The sequence below is a fragment of the uncultured Fluviicola sp. genome (assembly GCF_902168135.1).
Taxonomy (GTDB): Bacteria; Bacteroidota; Bacteroidia; order Flavobacteriales_D; family Crocinitomicaceae; genus Fluviicola.
This window is the reverse complement of sequence record NZ_CABHOL010000015.1, coordinates 185,119-208,375: the sequence shown is the minus strand read 5'-3', so window position 1 is coordinate 208,375 and position 23,257 is coordinate 185,119. Positions and strand designations below refer to the sequence as shown.

Below are 23,257 nucleotides of genomic sequence, written 5' to 3'. Positions count from 1 at the left end.
TTGGCTTTCTAAATTAAAACGCTACATAAATGAGAGTATTAGCTGCCACTACCATGATTTTGCTGTGTTTCAGTTCATTCGGAAGCGCTCCGGTACTAAATTTATCTCAAACAGTTATCAACCCATTCCTTTGTTCTTCCGACGATAGTGACATTCCGGTTTTCCAGCCTTTCGAGATCACGGATGCCGATGGTGATCCAATTACCATTATCGGGATAACTTCTTCGAACCAGTCTGTAATCCAGGATGCTTCCTTGTATGCAGGAACTACAACTGCCACAGGAACGTTAAACTCTTATCTTTATTCCAGTCTGGGTTTTAGTGGCGCTGGAACATGTACGATCACACTGGAAGTTAGTGACGGAACACAAACCGTCTTTATTCAGCTTCCGACAGTTACGGTTACCGAAAGCCCAACAATTACCATTGCACCTTATATACAAATATGCTCCAGTGAAGGAACGGTCGACATGAACCAGTTCGTAAGCCCGGCAGGCGGTGTTTTTGATTATGACGGAATGGTTTATCCGAATGCGGAATTCAATATGATTGAGCAGGGATACACTTCTAATGACGTCATTGGAATTAATTATACAGTGTCCAACGGAGTTTGTACCGCATATGATTTTTTATCGATAAATCTTTTCATGTCACCGACTGTTTCTGTAGCCACAACGCCAACTTCTTGCGGGGCTTCAACAGGAACAGCAATAGCAACCGCTGTCGGTGGAGCACCGGTTCTAAGCCAAAGCTGGTCGAACGGTGTTACGGGAACTGCTAGCATTTCTAATTTGGCGGCAGGTCAATACATGTACTACTTTGTAGATACGAACCATTGTTCAACAACAGCCGCATTTTCGATTGATCCGGCAGGAATTTCTATCAATGAAACCGTTACCAATGTGGTTTGCTACAGCCAGGCCAACGGTGCAATCACGGTCTCACAAACAGGTTTAACAACACCTGTCAATTACATCTGGTCTTCCGGACACACAGGAACAGCCGTTACCGGCTTAACGGCGGGAACTTATACCGTTTATGCAACAGATGCAAATAACTGCACGGTTTCAAAAGCAATTACCGTTACACAACCCACAAAAATCACTTTTAACGCAGATTACAATGTTCAACCAACATGTGGTGGTGGTACAGATGGAGAAATTGAAGTTTACAGTATAAATGGAGGAATTCCTCCATACACAACAACCTGGTCAAACGGTACGATCGGTGACATTAACTCCAATCTTGCAATGGGTATTTACTCGGCAACCGTGAAAGATGCAAACAACTGTATGGCAGTAAAACCTGTTTACCTCAGCGAAAACAACTCGGCAGACATTTCCGGAAACGTCATTCCGGCGGCTTGTGGAGGAAATGACGGAAAAATCTTCACGAGTGTTTATATTCCTTCCGGAGATCCTGTGCAGGCCATTATTTGGTCAAACGGAGCAACTACAGCAAACTTAATAGATGTTCCCGCTTCGAATTATGTATGTACGTTAACGGTAGCCAACACAGGCTGCAGAGCGATTAAAGGGTGGGATATTCCGGTAGTAAAACCATTGAGACAAGATCTTTGTATTATCACTGTTGACAGTTTGACAACTACCAACCTGCTTGTTTGGGAAAAAGTACAGACAGTAGGAATTGATTATTACACTATTTACCGCGAAACGTCCACACAGGGGGAATACGTATTGATCGATACGGTACAATTTGACAACATTTCCCTTTTCAACGACGTGATTGCATCGCCTTCCGAGCGTTCATGGAGCTATAAAATCGGTGCTGTAAACGTGTGTGGAACAGAAAGTCCGTTAAGTATTCCTCACCGCACTATTCACCTGGACTTATTGGATTTAGGAAACAATACGGTAAAAGTAAACTGGAATGCGTACGAAGGAACAACCGCTTTCACAGACTACATTGTTTGGAGACACACGACGGCAAATGGCTGGGAAGCAGCAGACACTGTTCCAAGTAACATTTTGACATTTACTGACGCAGTAGATTATGCTACCCCCGGATTGGACTACATGGTAGAATTTGAACTGACTGCACCATGTTCTGCTGAAAAAGCACAGGACTTCAATACCGTAAGATCTAATCGCGAAAGAGGCCAGTTTGCTGCCGGAGAAGGTGTTGACGGAGCTTCTTCCAACGGAGTTGAAGAAAATTACCTGAACAACATCGCGATGTACCCGAACCCGACTTCGGATAAGTTGACTTTCGTACAAAACGGAAACGAACATGTGACTTACAGCATTCTTTCCTTATCCGGTCAATTAATACAGACGAGTCAAAGCAGCCAGTCAAACACGGTTCTTGACCTTAGCCAGTTAAATTCAGGGGTATACCTTGTTGAGTTGAAAATAAACGATATTAAAATCATCAAACGGGTAGTTAAACTTTAAACAACCACCCAATAAACAAACTACTTAAAAATCATTGTTCCGGGATGGAACAATGATTTTTTTTACAACACTATTTAATTCCATGCTTATGAAAAAGCTCCTATTCTTAGTTATTCTCGTCTTTAGCTCCGTAAACGCCGAGGCACAAACATACGACTGGTCTTCAGACTTGCCGGTTGATCCTTATTTGTCGGGAGGACAAGTAAAATCCCTTATGTACCAGAACAAATTGTATCACTTCAGTGATTCTATAGGGAATTATATGCGGGTAACGATGTATAACCCGGAAGTCGGTTCCTGGGTTTGGCTGGATGCCGAGGATACTTACATTTCTGCTATGACCCGGATAGAAGGTGAAGTGATCGGTAACAAAGCTTACTTCGTCACGGGTGGTTTTGGTGGTTTGTATGTCCACATGTTCGATTTTACAACGAATACAATTATCGGCTACAACTCACTGATTGCCACGATCGGACCGGGATCAAACTGGGAATTCAAAGCAGATCCTGTTTCGGGAACGATCGCAGTAATGTATACCGAAAACACAAATACCAATATCTGTACCTTTAACACCACTACTAATGCCTGGAATTCCGAATTCGGAGTAAACACTCTCCTTGACCCGGGATTCAGCATGTCCGGAAAATTCCTGATCTATTTTTCCTCCAGTTCAATCTATTACGGAATTTCCGGAGTTTCAAACAACCGTCTTGCCGTTGCGCCTATCAGTAATCCCTATTCATTGACCTATTACAATTCCGGGGGTTCAAATGATGGCCGCTTAAAGAATGATTTAGGAAACAACTTTTTAAGCGGAAGTTATTTCCTGGTTGGAAACGGGCAAAACGAACCCAAAATCCTGATGCGTAACTACACCGATCAGAAAACTTACGAAAAATCATTGTCGGGCACGAACAATGTGCAGCTGAATACTGCAACTGATCCTTCCCTGTTTTTCAATTTCGATACCATTCGTTCTGCAACTACTCAAAACTCCGCATATTCCTTCATTCTTTCAAATTTCACTGCTGCAGGAAACGGTTCATTGGGAGATTCCTATGTTTTCAGAAAAGACTGGGGAACAGGTAACTGGGATACCTTGGGAATTCAAATTCCCTTAACGGCCGGTTTGAATAACCTCTTTATGCTCTCATTGGCTCCGAACGCGGAACATTTAGCCATTAACTACCAGAACGATGGATATTATTACTACAAAGTATACAATATCAAACCGGAAATCAATCCTTCTTCGATTGTTGCAACCGGCGGAACCTGTGAAAATCATCAAAATTTGATTTACCACGCCCTCGAGTTTTATGACGACAACAAGGACGGGCCATTAAAAATCACCAATATATTTGATAATAATGGTGTTATCACAAGTATGTCGGCACAGTTGATTTATTTTGATAACACAACTTCACCATCCGTAACCAAGTATGCAATTTATGGTCAAATTGCCGGAGGAGGTACTTCAAATATCTATATTTATTTTTCCGACGGTTTTAGCAACAACATGGTCAACTTGCCTTCACTGCCTGTTGGATCCATTGTTGCACCAAATGTGGCTTTCACCTCAAGTCCGTTAAACCTTTGTTCTAACGAGAACCTGATTGACCTGACAAATTATGTGAATTACTATGATAACGGGACATTTGAGATCAATGGTAATGTGATCGATGGAACAGTGATTGATGGAACGGTTTTATCTCAGGGCTTCACAGGAGGAACCATTCTTTTACGGGACGAGATTGACGGTTGCCTTGTGAACACATCAGCAACCCTGGCGTTTCCAATCTTGGCTTCTGCATCTGTTTCCTCCACACCCAGCGCCTGCGGTTCCACAACAGGAACGGCAACAGTAGCATTCTCTCCCGGCTCATCTGCCAACTATTCCCTGGAATGGTCGACAGGAGAAACAACTACTACCATTTCAAACTTAGTTCCCGGACCCTATTATTACAACGTTACGGATGATTACAATTGTCACATTACAGGAGTTACATCCGTTGAAGCATCCGGCATTTCCATTACTCCGACAATTACGAATGTTAGCTGTAACGGTTTGAATGACGGATCTATCGGAATCAATATCGTAAATCCTAACACCTATCATTTCTTATGGTCAAACGGTTACGGTACTCAAACCATTTCAAACTTAGCTCCCGGATCCTATTCCGTGCATGTTTGGAACGATGACGGCTGCCAGATTTCAGCTTCTTACGTCATTACCGAACCGGCTCCGATTACAGCAAATCTTTTTGGTACGGAACCAACTTGCGGTGCTTCCGACGGAAGTATCACTGCAACTGTTAATGCAACAGGAACTCCGACATACGATTGGATCGGTACCGGTCAAACAGGATTGAACTTAACGGGAGTAGCGCATGGTCTTTATACGCTAAAAGTGACTGATGGAACAGGATGTATCAAGCAGTTCACTCATCAACTGGATGATGAATTTGCTGCAGATATCCATACAACCATACTGAATACGCAATGTAACCAAAACAATGGAGGAATTACCGTAAACTTCACCCCTGACCCGAATGGCGGAGGTCTTCCTTATGCATGGTCCTGGTCAAACGGTACAACAACACAGAGTAATTTCAACCTGGGGGAAGGCTCCTACACCATCACAGCACTCAGCGGTCCTACGGCACAACCTTGTTATTCCGAAAAAACGGTTTTTGTAGGAACAAGAGCTCCCCTTTCTCAGCCGATTTGTTTGGTAACCGTTGATACGGCTACTACCACCAATCTCATTGTTTGGGAAAGAACAGAAACTTCAGGAATTGATCATTACAACATTTACAGGGAATCTGATCTGGCTGGAAATTACCAGTTAATCGATACCGTAAAAGCATCCAGTTTGTCTTATTTCAATGATGTCGTTGCGTCACCGATGAACCGCTCATGGAGATACAAAATTTCTGCTGTGAATGCTTGCGGAGCGGAAAGCCCTATTTCCACAGAACACAAAACCCTGCATTTGAATACCATTTTGAATACAGGGAACGGATCATTCGATGTACTTTGGGACGATTACGAAGGTTCGGGGAACGTAAACGGTTACGTTGTTTGGAGAAAAACAGACCAGGTTGACTGGATTCCGGTTAGTACAACCATTGCATTAGGTACTTCTTTTCACAATGATACTCCTCCGGCTGGTTCAACCGGTGTAGATTATTACATTGAGATGTTAACGAATTCAGACTGTACTGCTGAAAAAGCACAGGATTTTAATACAACCCGTTCCAATCGCGAGCGTGGTCAGTTTGCAACCGGAGAAGGAGTTGACGGAGCATCATCCAACGGGATCGATGAAAACTACCTGGATAAGATCGCCATGTATCCGAATCCTGCTCATGAAGAGCTAACTTTTGTGCAGTCTTCCAATGAAAGAATTACTTACCGTATAACGGATCTTTCCGGAAAAGAAATAAGCAAGAAAACCAGTTCGGATGCTAAAGTTTTGATCCAATTGAATGATATTCAAGCGGGTATCTACCTGGTGGAGATCAGTTCTTCAGGTTCCAAAATAACCAAGCGACTGGTAAAACAGTAACTATATTGATTTAGTAAACCAGAGAGTCAGCTGTTGCTGACTCTTTTTTTTACCAACCATTTGCAGAAATACCGAAAACACTCAAAGAGAACTGCAAGCTACGAGTCTCTTTAAGTCTTACGGCTATATTTAGTTACCTTTGCCAATTGTGAAATGCTAACATTAATGGACTTATGAAAAAACTGCTAACCCTATTAGTTGTTTTCGCTTCAACTTTCTCCTTCTCCCAGAGTTGGAATTACATAGGAAGTTCTACCGGAATTTCTAACGCTACAGAAGTAGACATCGAAATATCTGCAGGAGGAAACCTGTTTATGGCCTATATCGACTCGGATAATTCTAATAAAATCACCGTAAAAACCTGGAATGGTACAGCCTGGGTCCTGGTAGGAACTGCCGGAATATCCAGTCAGAACGCTTTCGACCTGGATTTGATCATGAGAGGAGAAAACCCGGTAGTAGGTGCAAAGGTTTTAACAACTATTTCCTCTACAACCTATGAATTCATAGAGGTTTATTCATTCAACGGAACTGTCTGGAATTCACTTGGAGTAGGAACCTATTTTTGGACATACCATTCAAAAGATTTTGCTTTAAGCTGCAATCTGCAGCAAGACCTTTTCGTAACCTACTACAACAGAGAATACCAAACCTATCCGGAAGGATTAATTACGGTTAAACTAGGCACCTCAACCATGCTGGGCGGATCGAATGTAGATGACAATCAAGGTGTTTTGAGTGCCGTATCAGCTGTTGCAACTTCAGGAAACAATGTTATCACTGCCTTCGAGGAAGATATGGACATGGATTATGGGATCACACTCAGCCAGGTTGGTGCGGCAACCTACTCGAATTCAAACTACTATTACGGAACAGATGCATTAAAGATCGTATTGGAGAAAGGTTTAAACAGCACCAATTATTCGATGATGCACTTAACAGATTCGTATTCATCAAGAACGCTTTATTACAAAGCATACAATGGAGCAACTTTCGGAAATCAATTGACTGTAGCATCCTCCACGACACTTGCTGATTTTGATTTTGCTTCTCAAAATTCAAACACGTTTGTTTTTTACCGCCAGGGAACTACCTGTTACTACAAACAAATTACAGGGGATATGTCTCCTTCCGCACCAACGACCATTACCTCCGGAACTTCACTGGCTCCAAGCAATGCCACATCTTTATCCACTGAAACACTATACGGAGTACACGTAATTGCTTATATCAGTAGTGGAAAGTGTTATGTAAAAGAATACAACCAGCCGGCCAACATTGAAGACTGGGATAACTTTGTAATGTGTGAGGGAACAATTTTTAACAATAGTGCCAGTAACAGCATCTATTTATTGGATCCGAACTTCAGCCAGTCTAATATCTCAATGACTGTAACTTCGCAAAACGTGGCAATTATTCCGAATTCGGCCGTTTCCGTTTCGGGATCAGGATTAGCTTACTCTGTGTTTGTAACAAACACAAACGATGTAACAAGCCCGACTATTGTAGATTTGGAATTTACGCTTCTTGAAAACGGTAACATTGTAGAGACAGCATTATTGCAAATGCTGGTCAACCCAAAACCTGTAATTAGCTTCAATAACCCGGTAAATGCGGTTTGCCAGAATGCAAATCCGATAAATCTGAATAACTGGGTAACACCGAACGGAGGAACCTGGTCGGGAACAGGAATTCAAAACAACATTTTCTATCCTTCTTATCCTACGGGTTCATCAGTTGTGATGAGTTACTCCAAAACAAACCAATTCGGTTGTACGAGCTCGGCTACTTTGCCATTTACTATTAACCAAACGCCGACTTTGAATGTTACAACAACCACATCGAACTGTAACCAAAATACCGGAACGGCTTCGGTAGCGATTACAAACGGCCTGTCACCATATTCAATTTACTGGAGTACGGGTGCCACGGTTTCCAATGTTTCCGATTTGGCACCGGGGCAATACCTGGTCTCTGTAACAGATGCAAACGGATGTCTTTCCACCTCTACGTCAATGGTTGGATCGAACGGACTTTCCCAAACAGGAGTTCCAACAGGAGCAACGTGCTTCGGCAACAATAACGGTGGGATTAACGTAACTGTTGCTGGTGGTACAGCTCCACTGACTTATGCCTGGTCAAACGGCGCTGCAACCGAAGATATTACCGGATTGGTGGGAGGACCATACGAATTAACAATTACAGACGCTTTAGGATGTATTTCCACAGCTTCCTATACGGTACAGGAACCACAGCAGATCATGTTGAACCAAATGACGGTTACACAACCGGCTTGTTCTTCATCAAACGGAGAAGTTGTTGCATCCTTCAATGGCGGAACAGCTCCTTTCAACTATACCTGGATGGATGCACAGGGAAATACCATCGGGACGAACAGTGCAACACTTACGGGCATAGGTGCAGGAACATATACCTGTACGATAACGGATGCAAACGGTTGTTCATTTAGTTCAGAAGCTATGGTTTCCAATAATTTCGGACCAGTGCTTGCTATTGACACCATTATACCATCCTCGTGTTCGGGTGACGGACAAATCCAATTGACCGTTATTGCAGGGAATCCGACAGATTACCTTTGGACAAACGGTGCAATCACGCAAAATATTACAAACCTTGACCCGGGATTCTATTCCGTTTCAGTAACAGGAGCTTCCGGGTGTGTTACGGTATTGGGTGGAACTGTAGAGTCTACTTTACCTGATCCGATCGAAATCTGTTTGGTAACCGTTGACTCTACAACAAATACCAACCTGGTAGTTTGGGAAAAACCGATTACAACAGGTATTAATCATTTCAATATTTACCGTGAAACATCACAGGCTGGCTTATACCAATTAGTAGATTCTGTTCCTTATGCGGACGAATCCATTTACAATGACCTGGTAGCATCACCGAATGTACGTTCATGGAGATATAAAATTTCCTCCGTGGATGATTGCGGGAACGAATCCGAATTAAGTTCGAACCACAAAACAATCCATTTGGTAATAAGCCACGGTTTGGGAAGTGACATTAACCTTTTCTGGGACAGCTATGAAGGTTTCAACTATTCGAACTTCGTACTGAAAAGACACACGGATGCTGCGGGATGGACAACTATCCAAACCATGCCCAATAACTTATTTACTTACACAGATCAACCCACAACAACAGACGGTTTATACTATGTAGTCACTGTTGATGCTCCAAGCACCTGTTCAAGTACCAAAATGGCTCAGGATTTCAATACAACACGTTCCAACCGCGACAATCGTCTTTCAACAGGCCAAACAACTTCGATCTCGGAATTATTGAACCAGGTTGTGAATATCTACCCGAATCCGGCAAATAACTTCATCACTATTGATAACAGTTCCAGCCAGGTTATCGAAGCACGCATTCTTGACCAAACCGGAAGGATGATTTCTTCAACAGTGCTTGTTCCGGGGCAAACTAAAATTGACTGTGGAAAACTCGCAATGGGGGTTTACAACATCGAATTACATTCACAGGGTGCTAAAACACTGAAACGCTTTGTGATAGAAAGATAAAGAGAAGATTAAAAGGGAGTTAAAAGCTCCCTTTTTTAATCACATATCTTTGTCAATAAGTTTGATTCTTTTACTGTGTAACAGATTTGGGAAAGAAGTACTTTAATAGAAATACTTCAGCATGGCTAAAAAGAATAAACTATTCGTATTAGATACTTCTGTACTATTACACGACCACGATGCGATCATGCACTTTGAGAGACATGATGTCGCCATTCCAATTACCGTTTTGGAAGAATTGGACAAATTCAAGATCGGAAATGACACTAAAAATTTCTCAGCCCGTGAAGTAATCCGTTTCATAGATAAAATATCTGCAAACGGAGGTTTACAACAATGGATCAACCTGGGACCGAACTTGGGTTCATTCAAGGTGCTGCTGGATTCTCAACCGAAAGGAGTGGACGCAGAAACTGTTTACGGCGTTGGAAAGAATGATCACAAGATCATCAATGCAACACTTGCCGTTAAGGAACAGGAACCCAAGAAGGAAGTGATCCTGGTTACCAAGGACATCAACCTGCGCATCAAAGCAAAAGCGCTTGGAATACTCGCAGAGGATTATGAGACCGGAAAGGTTCATTCCCACGAACTGGAACAGACTTCCAGCTCTACCATTGAAGGCATCGAATCCGAAACAATCAAGCAGCTTTTTCTTAAAGGAACAATCGATGAAGACGGTATCCTGGGAAATCAAAAAGTGGCGAATGGGTACTACATTCTGAAAAACGGGAAAAGTTCCGGACTTGCATACTTTGATCCGCACACAGATACCCTTCAGCGTGTAGAGAAAGAATATACTTCCGGGATCAAACCCAAAAATGCAGAACAGGCTTTCGCCATTAATGCTTTGATGAATAACAATATCAAGCTGGTTGCCCTGCAGGGCGTTGCGGGAACAGGAAAAACCCTGCTTGCACTGGCCGCGGCATTGGAACAGCATAAATTATTCCAGCAGATTATTCTTGCCCGCCCGCTTGTTCCGCTGTCGAACAAAGAGATCGGTTTCCTTCCGGGTGATGCCAAAGACAAGATCGGCCCGTACATGGAACCACTTTGGGATAACCTGAAGTTTATCAAATCCCAATTCGGAGAGAATGAGAAACGCCACAAACACATTGTTGAAATGGAAGAAAACGGGCGAATCCTGATCACTCCGCTTGCTTTTATCCGCGGTAGAAGTTTGTCCAATATCCTGTTCATTGTCGACGAAGCGCAAAACCTGACGCCGCACGAGGTAAAAACGATCATTACCCGCGCCGGTGAAGGGACCAAAATTGTATTTACCGGAGATGTTCACCAGATCGATACGCCTTACCTGGATGAGAACAGTAACGGATTGGCTTACCTCATCGACCGGTTGAAGGGTCAAAACCTGTTTGCCCACGTTCGTTTGGAAAAAGGAGAACGTTCCGAACTGGCAAACCTGGCAAATGATTTATTGTAATTTGGAATCTGTCAAACAGAAACTCAGAATAGGCTATTGGTAAGTTTGATTATTGAATATCAATGAAATAGTTATATTTAGGAAAATTCAAAAAAAAATGAAAAAACTCACATTATCACTGCTATTAATCGCCGGGGCAGGTCTTACTTCCATGGCGCAAAAAATCCGTACCGAATCAGGAGATCTTTCCTTCCTGAAAGGACAAACAGAGTTAAACATCCGCTATGATTTTTCTGACTTCCAGGTTGGAGGATTTGCAAGCGAAGAGGATTATAAAAACAAGAAAATCAAAGAATACAACGAAAAAGAAGCCGGAAGAGGAGATACCTGGGAAAAATCCTGGGAACGAGATAAAAAAGAGCGTTTCCCAAATAAATTCGAAGAATTGTTCGACAAGGGATTGGCTGGGAAAATCCACGCTGCTCAAAACAATGAGAAGGCAACCTACACATTGATCGTTAAAACAACTTTTATAGAACCTGGTTTCAATGTGGGTGTGGTACGCAGAAATGCAGCCGTTGCTTTCGAGTACATTTTCGTAGAATCCGGTGATGATTCAAAAGTCATGGCAAAACTAAAGCAGCCGAATGTTCCCGGTTCTCAATTCGGCGGGTATGATTTCGACACCGGAACGCGTATTTCCGAATCTTACGCAAAAGGAGCCAAAATGCTTGCGGCACACATGCTCAAAAACATGAAATAATTTTATATTACGATTCAATGCCCACGGTTCTAAAAGCCGGGGCATTTTTCGTTTATACCATTTCTTCTGCGTAAATTCACAAGACAATTTCATGCAATTCAATTATGGGCACTTTTCGCAGCGATTTATCCAAAACAGCGTTTCCGCTTTCCGAACGCATTTCTGCCAGAACCATCCGTGGTTCGATCCTGGAATTCATTCAAAAAGAAAACCCCGATTTCAATGAAAATTGTCATTTATCCATCGGTGAACTGAACGATTACCGGGAAAAGTACCTTTCCGATATGATGCAGGACCAATTGGGTGAATTATCTGACCTGGACCAAACCGTACTGAATTCCCTCAACGAAAAAAAGCTGCTTTCGGATCAATTGGAAGATCAGGCGGAACGCGATACTTTGGGCCAGCGGGTAGCAGATAAAGTGGCAACATTCGGCGGAAGCTGGACGTTCATCATTTCCTTTATGACTTTCTTACTGCTTTGGATTGCACTCAACGTTTTTATTCTGCTTAATAAAGGATTTGACCCTTACCCTTTCATCCTTTTGAACCTCATTCTATCTTGTCTGGCAGCAATGCAGGCACCCGTTATCATGATGAGTCAGAACAGGCAGGAAGAAAAAGACCGTGAACGGGCTAAAAAAGATTACATGATCAACCTGAAATCGGAAGTAGAGATTCGACTGCTCCACGATAAAATTGATCACCTGATTATTCACCAGCAGCAGGAACTGCTCGAAATGCAGAAAATCCAGCTCGATACCATGAAAGACTTGCTCTTGAAGCACAAAGAAGGAAAGCAATGATCCCAACCCGCTTTTATTATCCTTCTCCCGGGTTTTCTATTTACTGGAAAAATGGAAACGGTAAAAAACTGGCCGAAAAAATGACCGGTACATTTCCGGAAAAAAAAGAAATCGAACAATTGGTTCCACGGCTTTTTGAAACCGACAAACTTGCAGACCGAGTTATCCGGGAAGTTTACCAGGTACATGGATTCAAACAAGCCGATCAGTGGATTAATCAATTACTTGATGGTGAAAAACCAGCGCATGTTCCGGATTCACTGCTGCAAATCATCGAACAGATTACATATAGACCGGATTGGTTGAACGAAAGCCTGTTGGAACAAGGCGCCTCTCTCTGCAGAAGATCCGGTTCACTGGGACTAATGGTACTTCGCAATTATTGCCTGATGGGGGGATATGAATCCTCAGCCATCAACAAACCACTCGTTTTTACCGGAGCACTGAAAAAAGGGGCCGCTAAGCGTTTAACAGAAACAACCGAGTTCTGGGTTCGCATCGTAGGAGAAAATGCCATTACAATGCCTCAAATTGGCTTAAAAGAATGTTTGAAGATCCGTCTGATGCATGCATATGCACGAGTGAGTATTCTTGAGGAGGGAAAATGGCAGGAAGAAAATTGGGGAGCACCGTTGAACCAATGGGACATGCTTGCAACAAACCTGGGATTCTCCATCATTTTTTTGGACGGCCTCCGGAAGTTAGGCATGAAACCAACTGAAGCCGAGATTCAGGGTTTGTTCCATTTTTGGAAATATGTCGGGTACCTGCTCGGAACACCGGAATCCTACTTCCCGGAGACCGAATCGGATGCCATTCGTGCTATTTATGCCTGGACAATCACGCAGGCCCCGGCAGACGAAGACACACTAGCACTTGCCAAAGCATTGACACTCGAGCCACTTGACGGACCTTTTCCGGATAAGAATTGGCAAAAGAACCTTGTTTACAAAACGCATTTGGGATACAATTGGTTTTTCCTGGGAAAGAGTTCCTGTGAAACGATGCAGCTGCCACAAACGGCCTGGCGTATCTTCCCTCCTTTTCAAAGCTTCTTTGTGAACCTTGGACAGGCATTCGTTTTCAGCTCCGAAAAGAGTTACCAGCGATCGATACTACGAAACCGCAGAGCACAAACGAAAGTAGTCAATGCCTACCTTGAAAGTCATGGAAGGAAAAAAGTTGAGGATAAGTAATCAGGTCACCGGACGATTAAAACGGTTACAATTAGCCTCATCGTAATATGGAATAACAGAATTATCTGATGTCTCATCCGGTTAAATGAATAATTTTCCTTTTTTTGTCTTACTCTATAAACACACCATGAAAATAGTACTCTTCGTCCTGACAGGATTAGTATTCATTATTTCTGCAGCCTGCAGCAAAAGAAGTTCCTACACTTGCTACTGCAAACCTCCGGGAAGCAGCGGATTTGGAGAGCCGATCGGGCAGCCATTCCCGAAAGCCACCAAAGCAAAAGCAGAAGAAACCTGTGAGATATTCTCTAACACAGAACGCACCTGCAGTCCGGTATTTGCCAACTAGGAAAACTCACTATTGAATATCCTCATTCCTGATGCGGATCCGGCATTCGCATCTATTGCCGCTAATGCCTTCCTTCAAAGAATAGAAAGTCCAGTTTGATCGATTATTCAGATCAAGCGTCACATGCAGGCTGTCGTTTCCAATAACGTGTGTGCGGATAGAATCGGTAAATGTGGAACAATCGGAGTATTTCTTATTTCCTCCCAAATGACTGACTTCAAAAAAATCTATATAGGAATGTCTGCCAACCAGGAAAGAATCGGTTTCATAGCCGAAGCCAACAGAATTTTTATCAATAATCACTCACATCATAATCAGAATGGTTCTCAATAATTTTCTTGTGATGAACTCCCGGATCGCAGGCAGACAAGAACAGAAAGGTCACAAGACCTGAGATTAGGCAGATGGCAGATTGACTTTTCATAGCGGAAATTTATGAAAAAATACCACACGATTCCTAGTCGCTATATTTCTTTCGACGAAGGATTCTCCAATCCTCCATACGTGTAAACATTATACGGAAGGATAAATTTCGCAATGCGCTGTGCCAGGAAACTGCTTATCAAAAGAGGAAGGAACAGCACATAACCGTTCGGGACCAAATTACAAACCAGGATCAACGCAGTAAACGGAGCTGAAATAGCAGATGATAATGTTGCCGCGACCCCTGCCAATGCAAAATTAAGCGGGATTAATTCTGTATTGAAAAGCCGATTGCAGGTCAGGGCAAAGAACAAACCCAGTACAGCACCCACAACAATGCTCGGAGCAAACACTCCGCCATCCCCGCCGGCACCCAGGGTTAATGCCGCAACCAATGGTTTAATGAAGATTAATAGAGCCATTATCAACAGAGAGACCGGTTCTTTAGACAAGACTTGTTTGATCAATTCTATCAGCCCATGATAGCTGTCGCCATAAAGAAAAGGCAGGCATAAAATCGCGAGGCCCACTAATAATGCACCGAGGTTCACCCTCAGGAAATTACTGGGAATCCGGCCAAAAAAGTCCTTTATACGAATCACCAAAATGGTGAAGTAGACAGAAAGCAAAGCACCGAATAAACTCAATAACACAAAAAACGGCAATGCTTTCCACGCCCAATCCTGAACTTCAAAAGGTAGTAAAGGCTTACTATCTTCTGCCAGGATAAAGATCCATGCTGCCAATCCAGCTGAAAGACAGGCAATCAAAAGTGATCTGTTAACTTTTCGCGCAATAACTTCGAGGGCAAAAAACAAACCTACCAACGGACTTCCAAATAAAACCCCCACTCCTGCTACAACTCCGGCGCTTACCAATTCCCGCTTATACATCTTCGCCGAAAAATCACGTTTATAAGCCTCATTTCCAACAGTAGCTGTTGCAACCACCGTGGATACTTCTATCCCCGTAGAACCACCGAAAACAACCGTGAAAAATCCGTTCAGCAAGTGCGACGGCAGTTTAAACAAAGCCAGATGGTCCTTGCGCTGATCCAATGTTTTATAGATTTCGGTAATTCCCTTGTTCTTCCGGTTCCGGAAAAGGTATTTGCGCAGGAAGTAAATGGTGGTGATTCCGCATGTAGGAAAAATGATCAACCAAATCCCGTTATTCTTCACCGCAAAGGAGTATAATTCATGCTGAAAATGCTCGGTCATCCACTTCAACGCGAAGGCACATACGCAGCAGATCAAAGCCGTCAACATGGAGACAACCATTAATTTTAGGTCATTGTACAGAATTACTTTATTCCTTCCCGTCATGTCCGCAAAAATACGGATATACTAACGAGCAATAAGTGAAAAACTTGTTATTTTCAGAAGCTAGTTTCCCGCTGAGGAGCGCAGAGGTTCGCAGATTAACTTTGTAACCCATTCACCTTACGAAAGATGTTATCCTTTAGGTAATCAGCATTGAAATTTACAAGTATTCCCAATCTTAAGTCCGAAAGTTTGAGATAAGTAATTAACTGTTTGTGATGAACTCTGCTAATAGTCTCTACTGATTTTAGCTCTATTATTACCTTGTCTTCAACTAACAGATCAAGTTTGTAAGCGTTTTCAATTGTCAAACCCTTGTACTTCAAAGGAAGTGCAATTTGTGATTTCACTTGAAGTCCTTCACTTTCAAGTTCATGTTTCAAAGCAAATTCATAAGATGACTCTAACAAACCCGGGCCTAATTCTTCATAAACCTCGTAAATCGCTTTGCGGATTTTAAAACTAATTTCATTTTCACTCATACTCGAAACTAGAATGAATTTTCCAAAAACACAACCTGTTAACCTATTGATTATTAATATAATTATGATTATTTTATACTATAAACATACACAAAAAGCGCAGAAATACTCTGCGCTCTTCTCCGTCCCTCTGCGGGAAATAATTTGTATCTATCGGATTTCTCCGCCCGCATCGAATCCCTTTTCGGGGATCATGAAGCTCAGTTTTCCTTCTTCGTTCTCTGCCATCAGGATCATTCCCTGGGATTCTACTCCACGGATTTTTCTCGGAGCCAGGTTCATCAAAACAGCTACTGTTTTTCCAACCACCTCTTCCGGTGTATAATGTTCTGCTATACCGGAAACAATCGTACGGGTATCAATTCCCGTATTCACAGTCAGCTGCAGTAATTTATCTGCCTTCGGGACGCGGATCGCCTCTGTGATCGTTCCCAAACGAATATCCATCTTTGTGAAATCGTCAAAAGAAGTTTCTTCTTTTTGAGGAGGGAAATTCGTTGCTGCAACCGGTTGTGAAGCATGCAGGTATTCTACCTCTTTCGCTACAAATTCGTCATCGATTTTCTGGAACAGGATTGTTGGGGGGTTTGTTTGATCTCCGTCATTCAGCAAAATACTTCCTGCCTTGTCCCAGACCTGCGGTTGCGTACCTACAAAACCACGGATCCTGGCAGCAGTCTCCGGCAAGAACGGATCAAGCACCAAACCTAAGTTCGCCGTGATTTGCAAAGCAATATTCATAATCGTTTCCACGCGCTTCGGATCGGTTTTTACCAATTTCCACGGTTCGTTATCCGCCAGGTATTTATTCCCGATACGAGCCAGCATCATTGCTTCCGCTTGCGCATCACGCAGTTTGTATTGGTAAACCAGTTCTGCAATACGCTGTGGAATTGCCTTCATTTCTGCCAATACCTGTTGGTCTTCAGCCGTTAATTCACCACAAACGGGAACTTTTCCTTCGTAATATTTTTGAGTAAGCACCAATGCACGATTGATGAAATTCCCCAGGATATCCGCCAGTTCGTTATTGACACGTGCCTGGTATTCTTTCCAGGTAAACTCAGCATCTTTTGTTTCAGGAGCGATACAAGTAAGGGTGTATTTCAATTCATCGATTTTCTCCGGATATCTTTCCAAATATTCATGAAGCCAAACCGCCCAGTTGCGGGAAGTGGAGAATTTATCTCCTTCCAGGTTGAGGAACTCGTAAGCCGGTACGTTGTCCGGTAAAATGAAGCCTCCGTGGTCCTTCAACAAAATCGGGAAAATGATTGCGTGGAATACAATGTTGTCTTTCCCGATGAAATGTACCAGTTTGCGGTCTTCGTTGCACCAGTAGTCTTTCCAGTCTTTTCCGTTGTCCAAAGCCCATTGCTTGGTAGCCGAAATGTACCCGATCGGTGCATCCAGCCAAACGTACAACACTTTCCCATCAGCACCAGGAAGCGGAACGGGAACTCCCCAATCCAAATCGCGGGTCATAGCGCGCGGATGCAAACCACCGTCGATCCATGACATACACTGACCAATTACCTGGTTTCTCCACGTTTTCGGATCGTGTTGTTTCTTACCATCCAGCATTCCTTCTTTGATCCATGGACGCAGCCATTCTTCGTGCTTGTCCATCGGCAGGAACCAGTGTGATGTAGTACGTAAAACCGGTGATTTCCCACTCAACGTAGAGATCGGGTTTTTCAAATCCGTCGGACTTAGATCCGAGCCGCATTTCTCGCACTGATCTCCGTACGCATTTGGGTTCCCACAATTCGGGCACTCACCCGTGATGTATCTGTCAGCTAAAAACTGCTGGTATTCCTCGTCGTAATATTGTTCGGTCGTTTCTTCGATGAATTTTCCGTTCTTCTCCAAAACCCTGAAGAAATCCTGAGCCGTTTCGATATGGATCTGCTCGGAGGTACGGTGGAAAATATCGAAAGAGATGTTGAACTGTTTGAATGAATCACCGATTATTTTATTGTACTTGTCCACGATTTCCCGGGGAGTAATTCCCTCCTTTTTGGCCCGCAAAGTAATGGCAGCACCGTGCTCATCCGAGCCGCAGATGAAAGCCACATCATGTCCGTTGGAGCGCAGAAAACGCACAAAAATATCAGCAGGCAGGTAAACACCGGCAACGTGTCCTAAATGAAGGGGTCCGTTCGCATATGGGAGCGCAGCTGTTACAGTAAATTTCGATTTGTTCATGGTGTAAAATTAGGAAAAATATAACCGTCTCCCCCTTTGGAGGGGGATAAAGGGGGAGGAAAACAAAGATTTTTCTTTTCTCCCTCAGATTGCATGGATTACGCAGAAATTCCTGCACATCAAATGTGAAGAAATTATAATGAACCGTTGTGAGTCGATAATTTCGATATTTTGGGTTTACTAAAAAACAATAACCATGGTTGAAAATCAAGAAAAACGCATCAAAAGACTGGAAAATGCCGTAAGGGGCTTAACCATAGCATTTATTTTATCGATCGGATTTTCCGTGTACGCATTTTACCAGATAACAGCAATAACAAGCAGTATTCCAAGTTACCACGAACTCAAAGAAGATATAAAATCGATCAAAAACGCAGCGCCGGTAATCAAAGAAAAAGTAGATTACACCACCGAGAAGGTTGCTGACGGTTATAATTACACCAGGGAAAAAGTATCTGAAGGTTATGATTACACGAAGGAAAAAGCGAATAACGTGATTGATTATTTTTCCGGAGATGATGAAGCTAAAGACCAGGCAGCCAAGTCGAAAGAAAAAGAAAAAAAGTGATTAAATAGGTTTTCTATCGCAGATTGCACGGATTACTGAACAACAATTTCTTATCTTAGCTTTAATCATCATTCCAGCGAGTTCCAAAAACAACTCGTAACTCGTAATCAGGAATTCGTAATTAAACAAAATGCTCACATCCATCCATCCCAAGCTCCCCATGCGGGACAAACAGCTAACGAAAGATTTTTACGTCAATCATTTGGGCTTTCACGTTTTTGGAAGCGCAGATTTTCCGGATTACCTGATGGTTGAAAAAGAAGGCATTCAAATTCATTTTTTCCTATTCAGGGAACTTGATCCGAAAGAGAATTACGGCCAGGTCTACATTCGTACGAACGACATTGATGCGGTTTACAGGGATTTCCTGGATCGCGGTACGGCTATTCATCCAAATGGGCATTTGGAAGACAAACCCTGGAGACAGCGCGAGTTTTCCATTCTCGATCCGGATAACAACCTGCTGACCTTTGGAGAACCACTTTAGGCAACTCATTCCGGTGAAGCATGCGCGAATATGTTCCTGTTTCAAGTCAAGTATTGATGAAGCAAAGGTAATCCAAATCAAATCCTTTGTATTTTAGCAAAAAATCACCGTTATGAAAATTTTCCCCATCCTGATGTTATTGGCTCTTTTTTCCTGTGGAAACGGAAATGAACCACAAAAACCGCCTTACCTGAAGAACGTCAAACCTGTAAACCTGCAATTCTTTGAAACTTACTCTTTTTCAGAAATATTTCCTTCCTGGGAAAATGCCTGCAAGTGGGTTCATGAACACGACAGTTTAGCTACTGAGCAAAACCTGGGTCTGACCGAAAACCCAAGAGGTTTAAATGCACTTGTGCGTCTGAATGGCAACTTCATGGTGGGATACGTTTATGAGGAAAACATGCATCAGGTTGCTGAAATGCTTGCGAATCCGGAAGTTAAAAAGGCTTTTCCGGCTAATCTTCAGTTTCGTTGGTCTTACGGAGTAGAAGAAGAAGAGAACGGACACAAGATGTATGCGCTATACGCCATCAAAATGCCATCCGGAAACGAAGCTAAAATCGACGGAAGACATATCATGAGTGCCAATGCCGCAAAATCCTATACCGGCCAGCCTGTAATACGCATTGCGATGAACCAGCAGGGAAGCCACGCATGGAAAACAATGACGACAGACAATGTCGGAAAAGCGATTGCTATTGTGATAGACGATCATGTTCTTACCTGTCCGGTAGTTAATGGTGCCATAACCGGAGGAGAAACGGAGATCAGCGGAAACTTCACCGTGAAAGAAGCAGAAGAATTGGCCGCAAGTATTTATGCAGGAAGAAAATAAAAATAAGCTCCTCATAAGATAATCGCTAAATTCATTTGAAAAATACGGAATGAAACAGTCAAAAATTACTTCTGCGGGTTTCCTGCTCGGTCTTTTCTTCCTGCTTCTAAACGATTTTTATCTCAAAGAAATGTTTGGAAACTGGGTTACGGGCAAGCTCAGTGATTTTGCAGGCTTATTCATTTTTCCTTTGTTTCTAAGTTTATTCAACTCCAAACGGATTTGGCTGAATTTTGTTTTTACGGCTGTGTTTTTCGTGTTCTGGAAATCGGATTTGTCGACCGGATTTTTGTTCTACGTGAACCAGACACTTCAAACGGAATTCTCCCGCGTGGTTGATTACAGCGACCTCATAGCCTTGTCTGTTTTACCATTTTCCTATTGGTACTCCGAAAAAGCAAAACCCATCACCTTCCAATTTCTGAAACCGGTCATTATCTGCTTGTCCGTTTTTTCATTCTACGCTACCTCAGCTCCGGATTCTGTCAGCGACAACCAGCTAACAGGCCGTTATTACCGTGTTTGGGATTATGACACATACGATCAGGGAGTTTTGCAAATCGGGTATCAATCCAAAAGCTGCAAATCGTGTTATGGGATTGTTCTGGGACCGGATGTTATCGCTTACGGGTTTAACGACGATTTTATCCTGGCAAAAATAAACCCGGTGATCAACGATACCACCAAAACGGTTTATGCTATTTTGGTCACAACAAAAGACAGCACCGATAATTTCGGGGACAAAGAAGTCTATAACGGCTTATCCGAAAAAGATTTCCTTCGGAAGCTCAAAGAACTGAACGTACCGGATTCGGTTATTTTAAACCACAGATAATGAATTTAAACCAAATAACAGTTCCTGCTCTGGACATTCCCAGGTCAATTGCATTCTACCAAACGCTGGGATTGAAACTGATCGTAAAATCCGATCATTATGCACGATTTGAATGCCCGGACGGAACGTCTACTTTTTCGGTGCATTTGACAGAACAATTGCCAACCGGTCACGGAATTTCCGTTTACTTCGAATGCGAAGACCTGGATAAAAAAGTCGAAGACCTCATCCAAAAAGGAGTACACTTCGATGAACTTCCGAATGACAAATCCTGGCTCTGGCGCGAAGCTTATCTGAAAGATCCCGATGGAAACCAGCTGATTCTGTTTTTTGCCGGAAAAAACCGGCTTTGTCCGCCCTGGAGAATCCAATAAGTTCAAAAATTAATTATCAAGGGATATGCATATTTTAACCAGTTTCTTTTTATTGTTTATCAGCTCCAGCTTGTTCGCACAGCCATTTACCGAAAGAGTGCTGGATTCCGTAGTGAATAAAGCATTCCAAAAACATGGTTTGCATCAAATGACTATAACCTGGAGTGAATACGAAGGATCTCCTTTAACTAAGATTCAAACATTCAACTCCCAGGGATTGCGCACCGAAAACCGTGTCTTCGACGGCAACCGCTGGGTCCGCCACAAAGAAACTTATGATAGCCTGACACGAAGAACTTCGTTCACCTTCTTTGATGAAAAAGACACTTCTGTGGTAACAAGTGTACATGTTTACACCTATCCGGATTCCTCGACATTAAAGGAAGAAGTATTTAATCTTGGAACCGAATTGACAAGCACCAAATACGAACAGTACAAAAAAGACAAAGACACTGTTTGGATTACGGAAACGGAATCATGGGCTGGTCACAATAGGGTCAGCAAAAACCTCACGCGCATTACTCAAAAAAGTGATTCCTTGACCATTGTCGAGTATGTAGGTTTTGACGATTCCGGAAAAATGAAAGACATCGACACCTATTACCACCTCACCCGAAAAGACAAAAAAGGAAACAGTATTCGGACCAGCGGAAAATACGAAGTGGTTGTGGATGAGTCACTTCAAAACAACCAGGAACTTTACATGGATGTGATCAGCTACCCGGAAAAATACATTCAATATCAGCTTGACGGGAAGTATCCATACGTTTTTGGGGAAGAGATTACCTCTACCATGGTTTTCGATCCGAAAGGACGATTAATCAGCAACAAAGATTACAGTTCCAAAACAAATTATTTCTACAATCAGGAGGGAAAAGTTATCAAAACCGAAAGTTTCTACAAATCCTACGATAACCCGAAAGAAGAAAAGACCAGTGAACAAATCTATCACTACGATTCACGGGGATTACCTTTAAAGGTCGTGGAAACCCGCTTTAAATCCGGCAAAGTCATCACCTATACCTATGCATACAAGTAATGAGCGAATTCGAACTCTTCAAAAACTGGCTGAAGCATGTTTCCTTTCTCACTGAGGAAGACTGTTCCCTGTTTGAATCCTATCTGAAAACCAAACAGCTGCATGCAAAAGAACATTTTCTTACAGAAGGGAAAACCTGCCAGGAAATAGGCTTTGTCAATCATGGCAGTTTCCGCACTTATTACCTATCCGATGATAAGGAAATCAATACCCGCTTTGTTTTCGAAAATGACTTTGTGGTCGACTATGATAGTTTCCTGGAAGCAAAACCTTCCAAATACTTCATTGAAGCACTGGAAGATTCTGAAATCGTTACTTTCAACCTGCAAGCCCTTCTCAATGCCTATCACCAATCCCATAACTGGGAACGCTTCGGCAGACTTATGGCCGAACAATCCTATAAACTGACCACTAAACGGGTAGAAAGCTTCCTGTTTCTCGACGGAGAACAACGATACCTCGATCTGCTGAAAAACGAACCGCAGATTTTTGACCGCATCCCGCTTTATCACATTGCCTCCTATTTAGGCATGGAACGCGAAAGCCTTAGCCGATTGCGGAAAAAAATCGCCGGTAAATAACGATTGTAACATTTGTCAATTTTTTTCCCGTCTTGCTTGTGGATTTTTGCTGAAAATAAGTTTCAC

General features: G+C 42.7%; 20 protein-coding genes. 15 read left to right on the top strand and 5 right to left on the bottom strand.

Annotation, left to right across the window (positions count from 1 at the left end):
- Positions 1-29: 29 nt before the first annotated feature.
- From QZT69_RS03970 to QZT69_RS03935, 8 genes are all read left to right on the top strand, one after another.
- Positions 30-2,414, top strand: coding sequence for a T9SS type A sorting domain-containing protein (locus QZT69_RS03970; RefSeq protein ID WP_294670718.1), 2,385 nt, complete (start codon positions 30-32; stop codon positions 2,412-2,414).
- An 88-nt stretch (positions 2,415-2,502) separates the two neighbouring features.
- Positions 2,503-5,982, top strand: a complete 3,480-nt coding sequence (locus tag QZT69_RS03965; protein WP_294670716.1) for a T9SS type A sorting domain-containing protein — start codon at positions 2,503-2,505, stop codon at positions 5,980-5,982.
- A gap of 173 nt (positions 5,983-6,155) precedes the next feature.
- A complete protein-coding gene (locus tag QZT69_RS03960; protein WP_294670714.1) occupies positions 6,156-9,533 on the top strand; it encodes a T9SS type A sorting domain-containing protein in 3,378 nt (1,125 codons plus the stop codon).
- Positions 9,534-9,654: 121 nt separating this feature from the next.
- Complete coding sequence (locus QZT69_RS03955) at positions 9,655-10,980, top strand: PhoH family protein (RefSeq protein WP_294670712.1); 1,326 nt, start codon at positions 9,655-9,657, stop codon at positions 10,978-10,980.
- A gap of 97 nt (positions 10,981-11,077) precedes the next feature.
- On the top strand, positions 11,078-11,683 hold the full coding sequence (locus tag QZT69_RS03950) for a hypothetical protein (RefSeq protein ID WP_294670710.1): 606 nt from the start codon (positions 11,078-11,080) through the stop codon (positions 11,681-11,683).
- 104 nt (positions 11,684-11,787) lie between these two features.
- The gene (locus tag QZT69_RS03945) at positions 11,788-12,489 is read left to right on the top strand and encodes a DUF1003 domain-containing protein (RefSeq protein ID WP_294670708.1); all 702 of its coding nucleotides are present in this window, start codon (positions 11,788-11,790) and stop codon (positions 12,487-12,489) included.
- The gene (locus tag QZT69_RS03940) at positions 12,486-13,685 is read left to right on the top strand and encodes an oxygenase MpaB family protein (protein WP_294670707.1); all 1,200 of its coding nucleotides are present in this window, start codon (positions 12,486-12,488) and stop codon (positions 13,683-13,685) included. Before QZT69_RS03945 ends, QZT69_RS03940 begins: the two co-directional genes overlap by 4 nt.
- Positions 13,686-13,812: 127 nt before the next feature.
- Complete coding sequence (locus QZT69_RS03935; protein WP_294670705.1) at positions 13,813-14,034, top strand: hypothetical protein; 222 nt, start codon at positions 13,813-13,815, stop codon at positions 14,032-14,034.
- A 9-nt stretch (positions 14,035-14,043) separates the two neighbouring features.
- Here the strand turns inward: QZT69_RS03935 and QZT69_RS03930 are convergent, their stop codons facing one another.
- The 5 genes from QZT69_RS03930 to metG form a co-directional block, all read right to left on the bottom strand.
- Positions 14,044-14,337: a hypothetical protein gene (locus QZT69_RS03930; RefSeq protein ID WP_294670703.1), complete on the bottom strand. Its 294-nt coding sequence runs from the start codon at positions 14,335-14,337 to the stop codon at positions 14,044-14,046.
- The gene (locus QZT69_RS03925; RefSeq protein ID WP_294670701.1) at positions 14,327-14,458 is read right to left on the bottom strand and encodes a hypothetical protein; all 132 of its coding nucleotides are present in this window, start codon (positions 14,456-14,458) and stop codon (positions 14,327-14,329) included. The genes QZT69_RS03930 and QZT69_RS03925 overlap by 11 nt, the downstream gene beginning before the upstream one ends.
- Positions 14,459-14,498: 40 nt before the next feature.
- The gene (locus tag QZT69_RS03920) at positions 14,499-15,782 is read right to left on the bottom strand and encodes a chloride channel protein (protein ID WP_294670700.1); all 1,284 of its coding nucleotides are present in this window, start codon (positions 15,780-15,782) and stop codon (positions 14,499-14,501) included.
- A gap of 95 nt (positions 15,783-15,877) precedes the next feature.
- Positions 15,878-16,261, bottom strand: coding sequence for a GxxExxY protein (locus tag QZT69_RS03915; protein WP_294670698.1), 384 nt, complete (start codon positions 16,259-16,261; stop codon positions 15,878-15,880).
- 150 nt (positions 16,262-16,411) lie between these two features.
- Complete coding sequence (gene metG / locus QZT69_RS03910; RefSeq protein WP_294670697.1) at positions 16,412-18,469, bottom strand: methionine--tRNA ligase; 2,058 nt, start codon at positions 18,467-18,469, stop codon at positions 16,412-16,414.
- A 196-nt stretch (positions 18,470-18,665) separates the two neighbouring features.
- Here metG and QZT69_RS03905 point away from each other — a divergent pair, with 196 nt between their 5' ends.
- The 7 genes from QZT69_RS03905 (at position 18,666) to QZT69_RS03875 (ending at position 23,191) form a co-directional block, all read left to right on the top strand.
- Positions 18,666-19,037, top strand: coding sequence for a hypothetical protein (locus tag QZT69_RS03905; protein WP_294670695.1), 372 nt, complete (start codon positions 18,666-18,668; stop codon positions 19,035-19,037).
- A 130-nt stretch (positions 19,038-19,167) separates the two neighbouring features.
- Positions 19,168-19,524: a VOC family protein gene (locus QZT69_RS03900; protein WP_294670694.1), complete on the top strand. Its 357-nt coding sequence runs from the start codon at positions 19,168-19,170 to the stop codon at positions 19,522-19,524.
- Positions 19,525-19,636: 112 nt separating this feature from the next.
- Entirely contained in the window at positions 19,637-20,362 is a 726-nt protein-coding gene (locus QZT69_RS03895) for a hypothetical protein (RefSeq protein ID WP_294670693.1), read from the top strand.
- Positions 20,363-20,411: 49 nt separating this feature from the next.
- On the top strand, positions 20,412-21,197 hold the full coding sequence (locus QZT69_RS03890; RefSeq protein WP_294670692.1) for a hypothetical protein: 786 nt from the start codon (positions 20,412-20,414) through the stop codon (positions 21,195-21,197).
- Complete coding sequence (locus QZT69_RS03885) at positions 21,197-21,571, top strand: VOC family protein (protein ID WP_294670690.1); 375 nt, start codon at positions 21,197-21,199, stop codon at positions 21,569-21,571. Before QZT69_RS03890 ends, QZT69_RS03885 begins: the two co-directional genes overlap by 1 nt.
- A gap of 25 nt (positions 21,572-21,596) precedes the next feature.
- Positions 21,597-22,610 carry a hypothetical protein gene (locus tag QZT69_RS03880; protein WP_294670689.1) on the top strand — a complete coding sequence of 338 codons (1,014 nt, stop codon included), beginning with the start codon at positions 21,597-21,599 and terminating at the stop codon, positions 22,608-22,610.
- Positions 22,610-23,191, top strand: coding sequence for a Crp/Fnr family transcriptional regulator (locus QZT69_RS03875; RefSeq protein WP_294670687.1), 582 nt, complete (start codon positions 22,610-22,612; stop codon positions 23,189-23,191). The genes QZT69_RS03880 and QZT69_RS03875 overlap by 1 nt, the downstream gene beginning before the upstream one ends.
- The last annotated feature ends 66 nt before the right edge of the window (positions 23,192-23,257 follow it).

What these genes read in the sequence shown, in the direction of transcription:
- QZT69_RS03940 (WP_294670707.1), top strand. Translation starts at nt 12,486, where the DNA reads ATGATCCCAACCCGCTTTTATTATCCTTCTCCCGGGTTTTCTATTTAC.
- QZT69_RS03920 (WP_294670700.1), bottom strand. Translation starts at nt 15,782, where the DNA reads ATGACGGGAAGGAATAAAGTAATTCTGTACAATGACCTAAAATTAATG.
- QZT69_RS03895 (WP_294670693.1), top strand. Translation starts at nt 19,637, where the DNA reads ATGAAAATTTTCCCCATCCTGATGTTATTGGCTCTTTTTTCCTGTGGA.
- QZT69_RS03935 (WP_294670705.1), top strand. Translation starts at nt 13,813, where the DNA reads ATGAAAATAGTACTCTTCGTCCTGACAGGATTAGTATTCATTATTTCT.
- QZT69_RS03945 (WP_294670708.1), top strand. Translation starts at nt 11,788, where the DNA reads ATGGGCACTTTTCGCAGCGATTTATCCAAAACAGCGTTTCCGCTTTCC.
- QZT69_RS03955 (WP_294670712.1), top strand. Translation starts at nt 9,655, where the DNA reads ATGGCTAAAAAGAATAAACTATTCGTATTAGATACTTCTGTACTATTA.
- QZT69_RS03950 (WP_294670710.1), top strand. Translation starts at nt 11,078, where the DNA reads ATGAAAAAACTCACATTATCACTGCTATTAATCGCCGGGGCAGGTCTT.
- QZT69_RS03925 (WP_294670701.1), bottom strand. Translation starts at nt 14,458, where the DNA reads ATGAAAAGTCAATCTGCCATCTGCCTAATCTCAGGTCTTGTGACCTTT.
- QZT69_RS03875 (WP_294670687.1), top strand. Translation starts at nt 22,610, where the DNA reads ATGAGCGAATTCGAACTCTTCAAAAACTGGCTGAAGCATGTTTCCTTT.
- QZT69_RS03890 (WP_294670692.1), top strand. Translation starts at nt 20,412, where the DNA reads ATGAAACAGTCAAAAATTACTTCTGCGGGTTTCCTGCTCGGTCTTTTC.
- QZT69_RS03915 (WP_294670698.1), bottom strand. Translation starts at nt 16,261, where the DNA reads ATGAGTGAAAATGAAATTAGTTTTAAAATCCGCAAAGCGATTTACGAG.
- QZT69_RS03970 (WP_294670718.1), top strand. Translation starts at nt 30, where the DNA reads ATGAGAGTATTAGCTGCCACTACCATGATTTTGCTGTGTTTCAGTTCA.
- QZT69_RS03885 (WP_294670690.1), top strand. Translation starts at nt 21,197, where the DNA reads ATGAATTTAAACCAAATAACAGTTCCTGCTCTGGACATTCCCAGGTCA.
- QZT69_RS03965 (WP_294670716.1), top strand. Translation starts at nt 2,503, where the DNA reads ATGAAAAAGCTCCTATTCTTAGTTATTCTCGTCTTTAGCTCCGTAAAC.
- QZT69_RS03905 (WP_294670695.1), top strand. Translation starts at nt 18,666, where the DNA reads ATGGTTGAAAATCAAGAAAAACGCATCAAAAGACTGGAAAATGCCGTA.
- metG (WP_294670697.1), bottom strand. Translation starts at nt 18,469, where the DNA reads ATGAACAAATCGAAATTTACTGTAACAGCTGCGCTCCCATATGCGAAC.
- QZT69_RS03880 (WP_294670689.1), top strand. Translation starts at nt 21,597, where the DNA reads ATGCATATTTTAACCAGTTTCTTTTTATTGTTTATCAGCTCCAGCTTG.
- QZT69_RS03960 (WP_294670714.1), top strand. Translation starts at nt 6,156, where the DNA reads ATGAAAAAACTGCTAACCCTATTAGTTGTTTTCGCTTCAACTTTCTCC.
- QZT69_RS03900 (WP_294670694.1), top strand. Translation starts at nt 19,168, where the DNA reads ATGCTCACATCCATCCATCCCAAGCTCCCCATGCGGGACAAACAGCTA.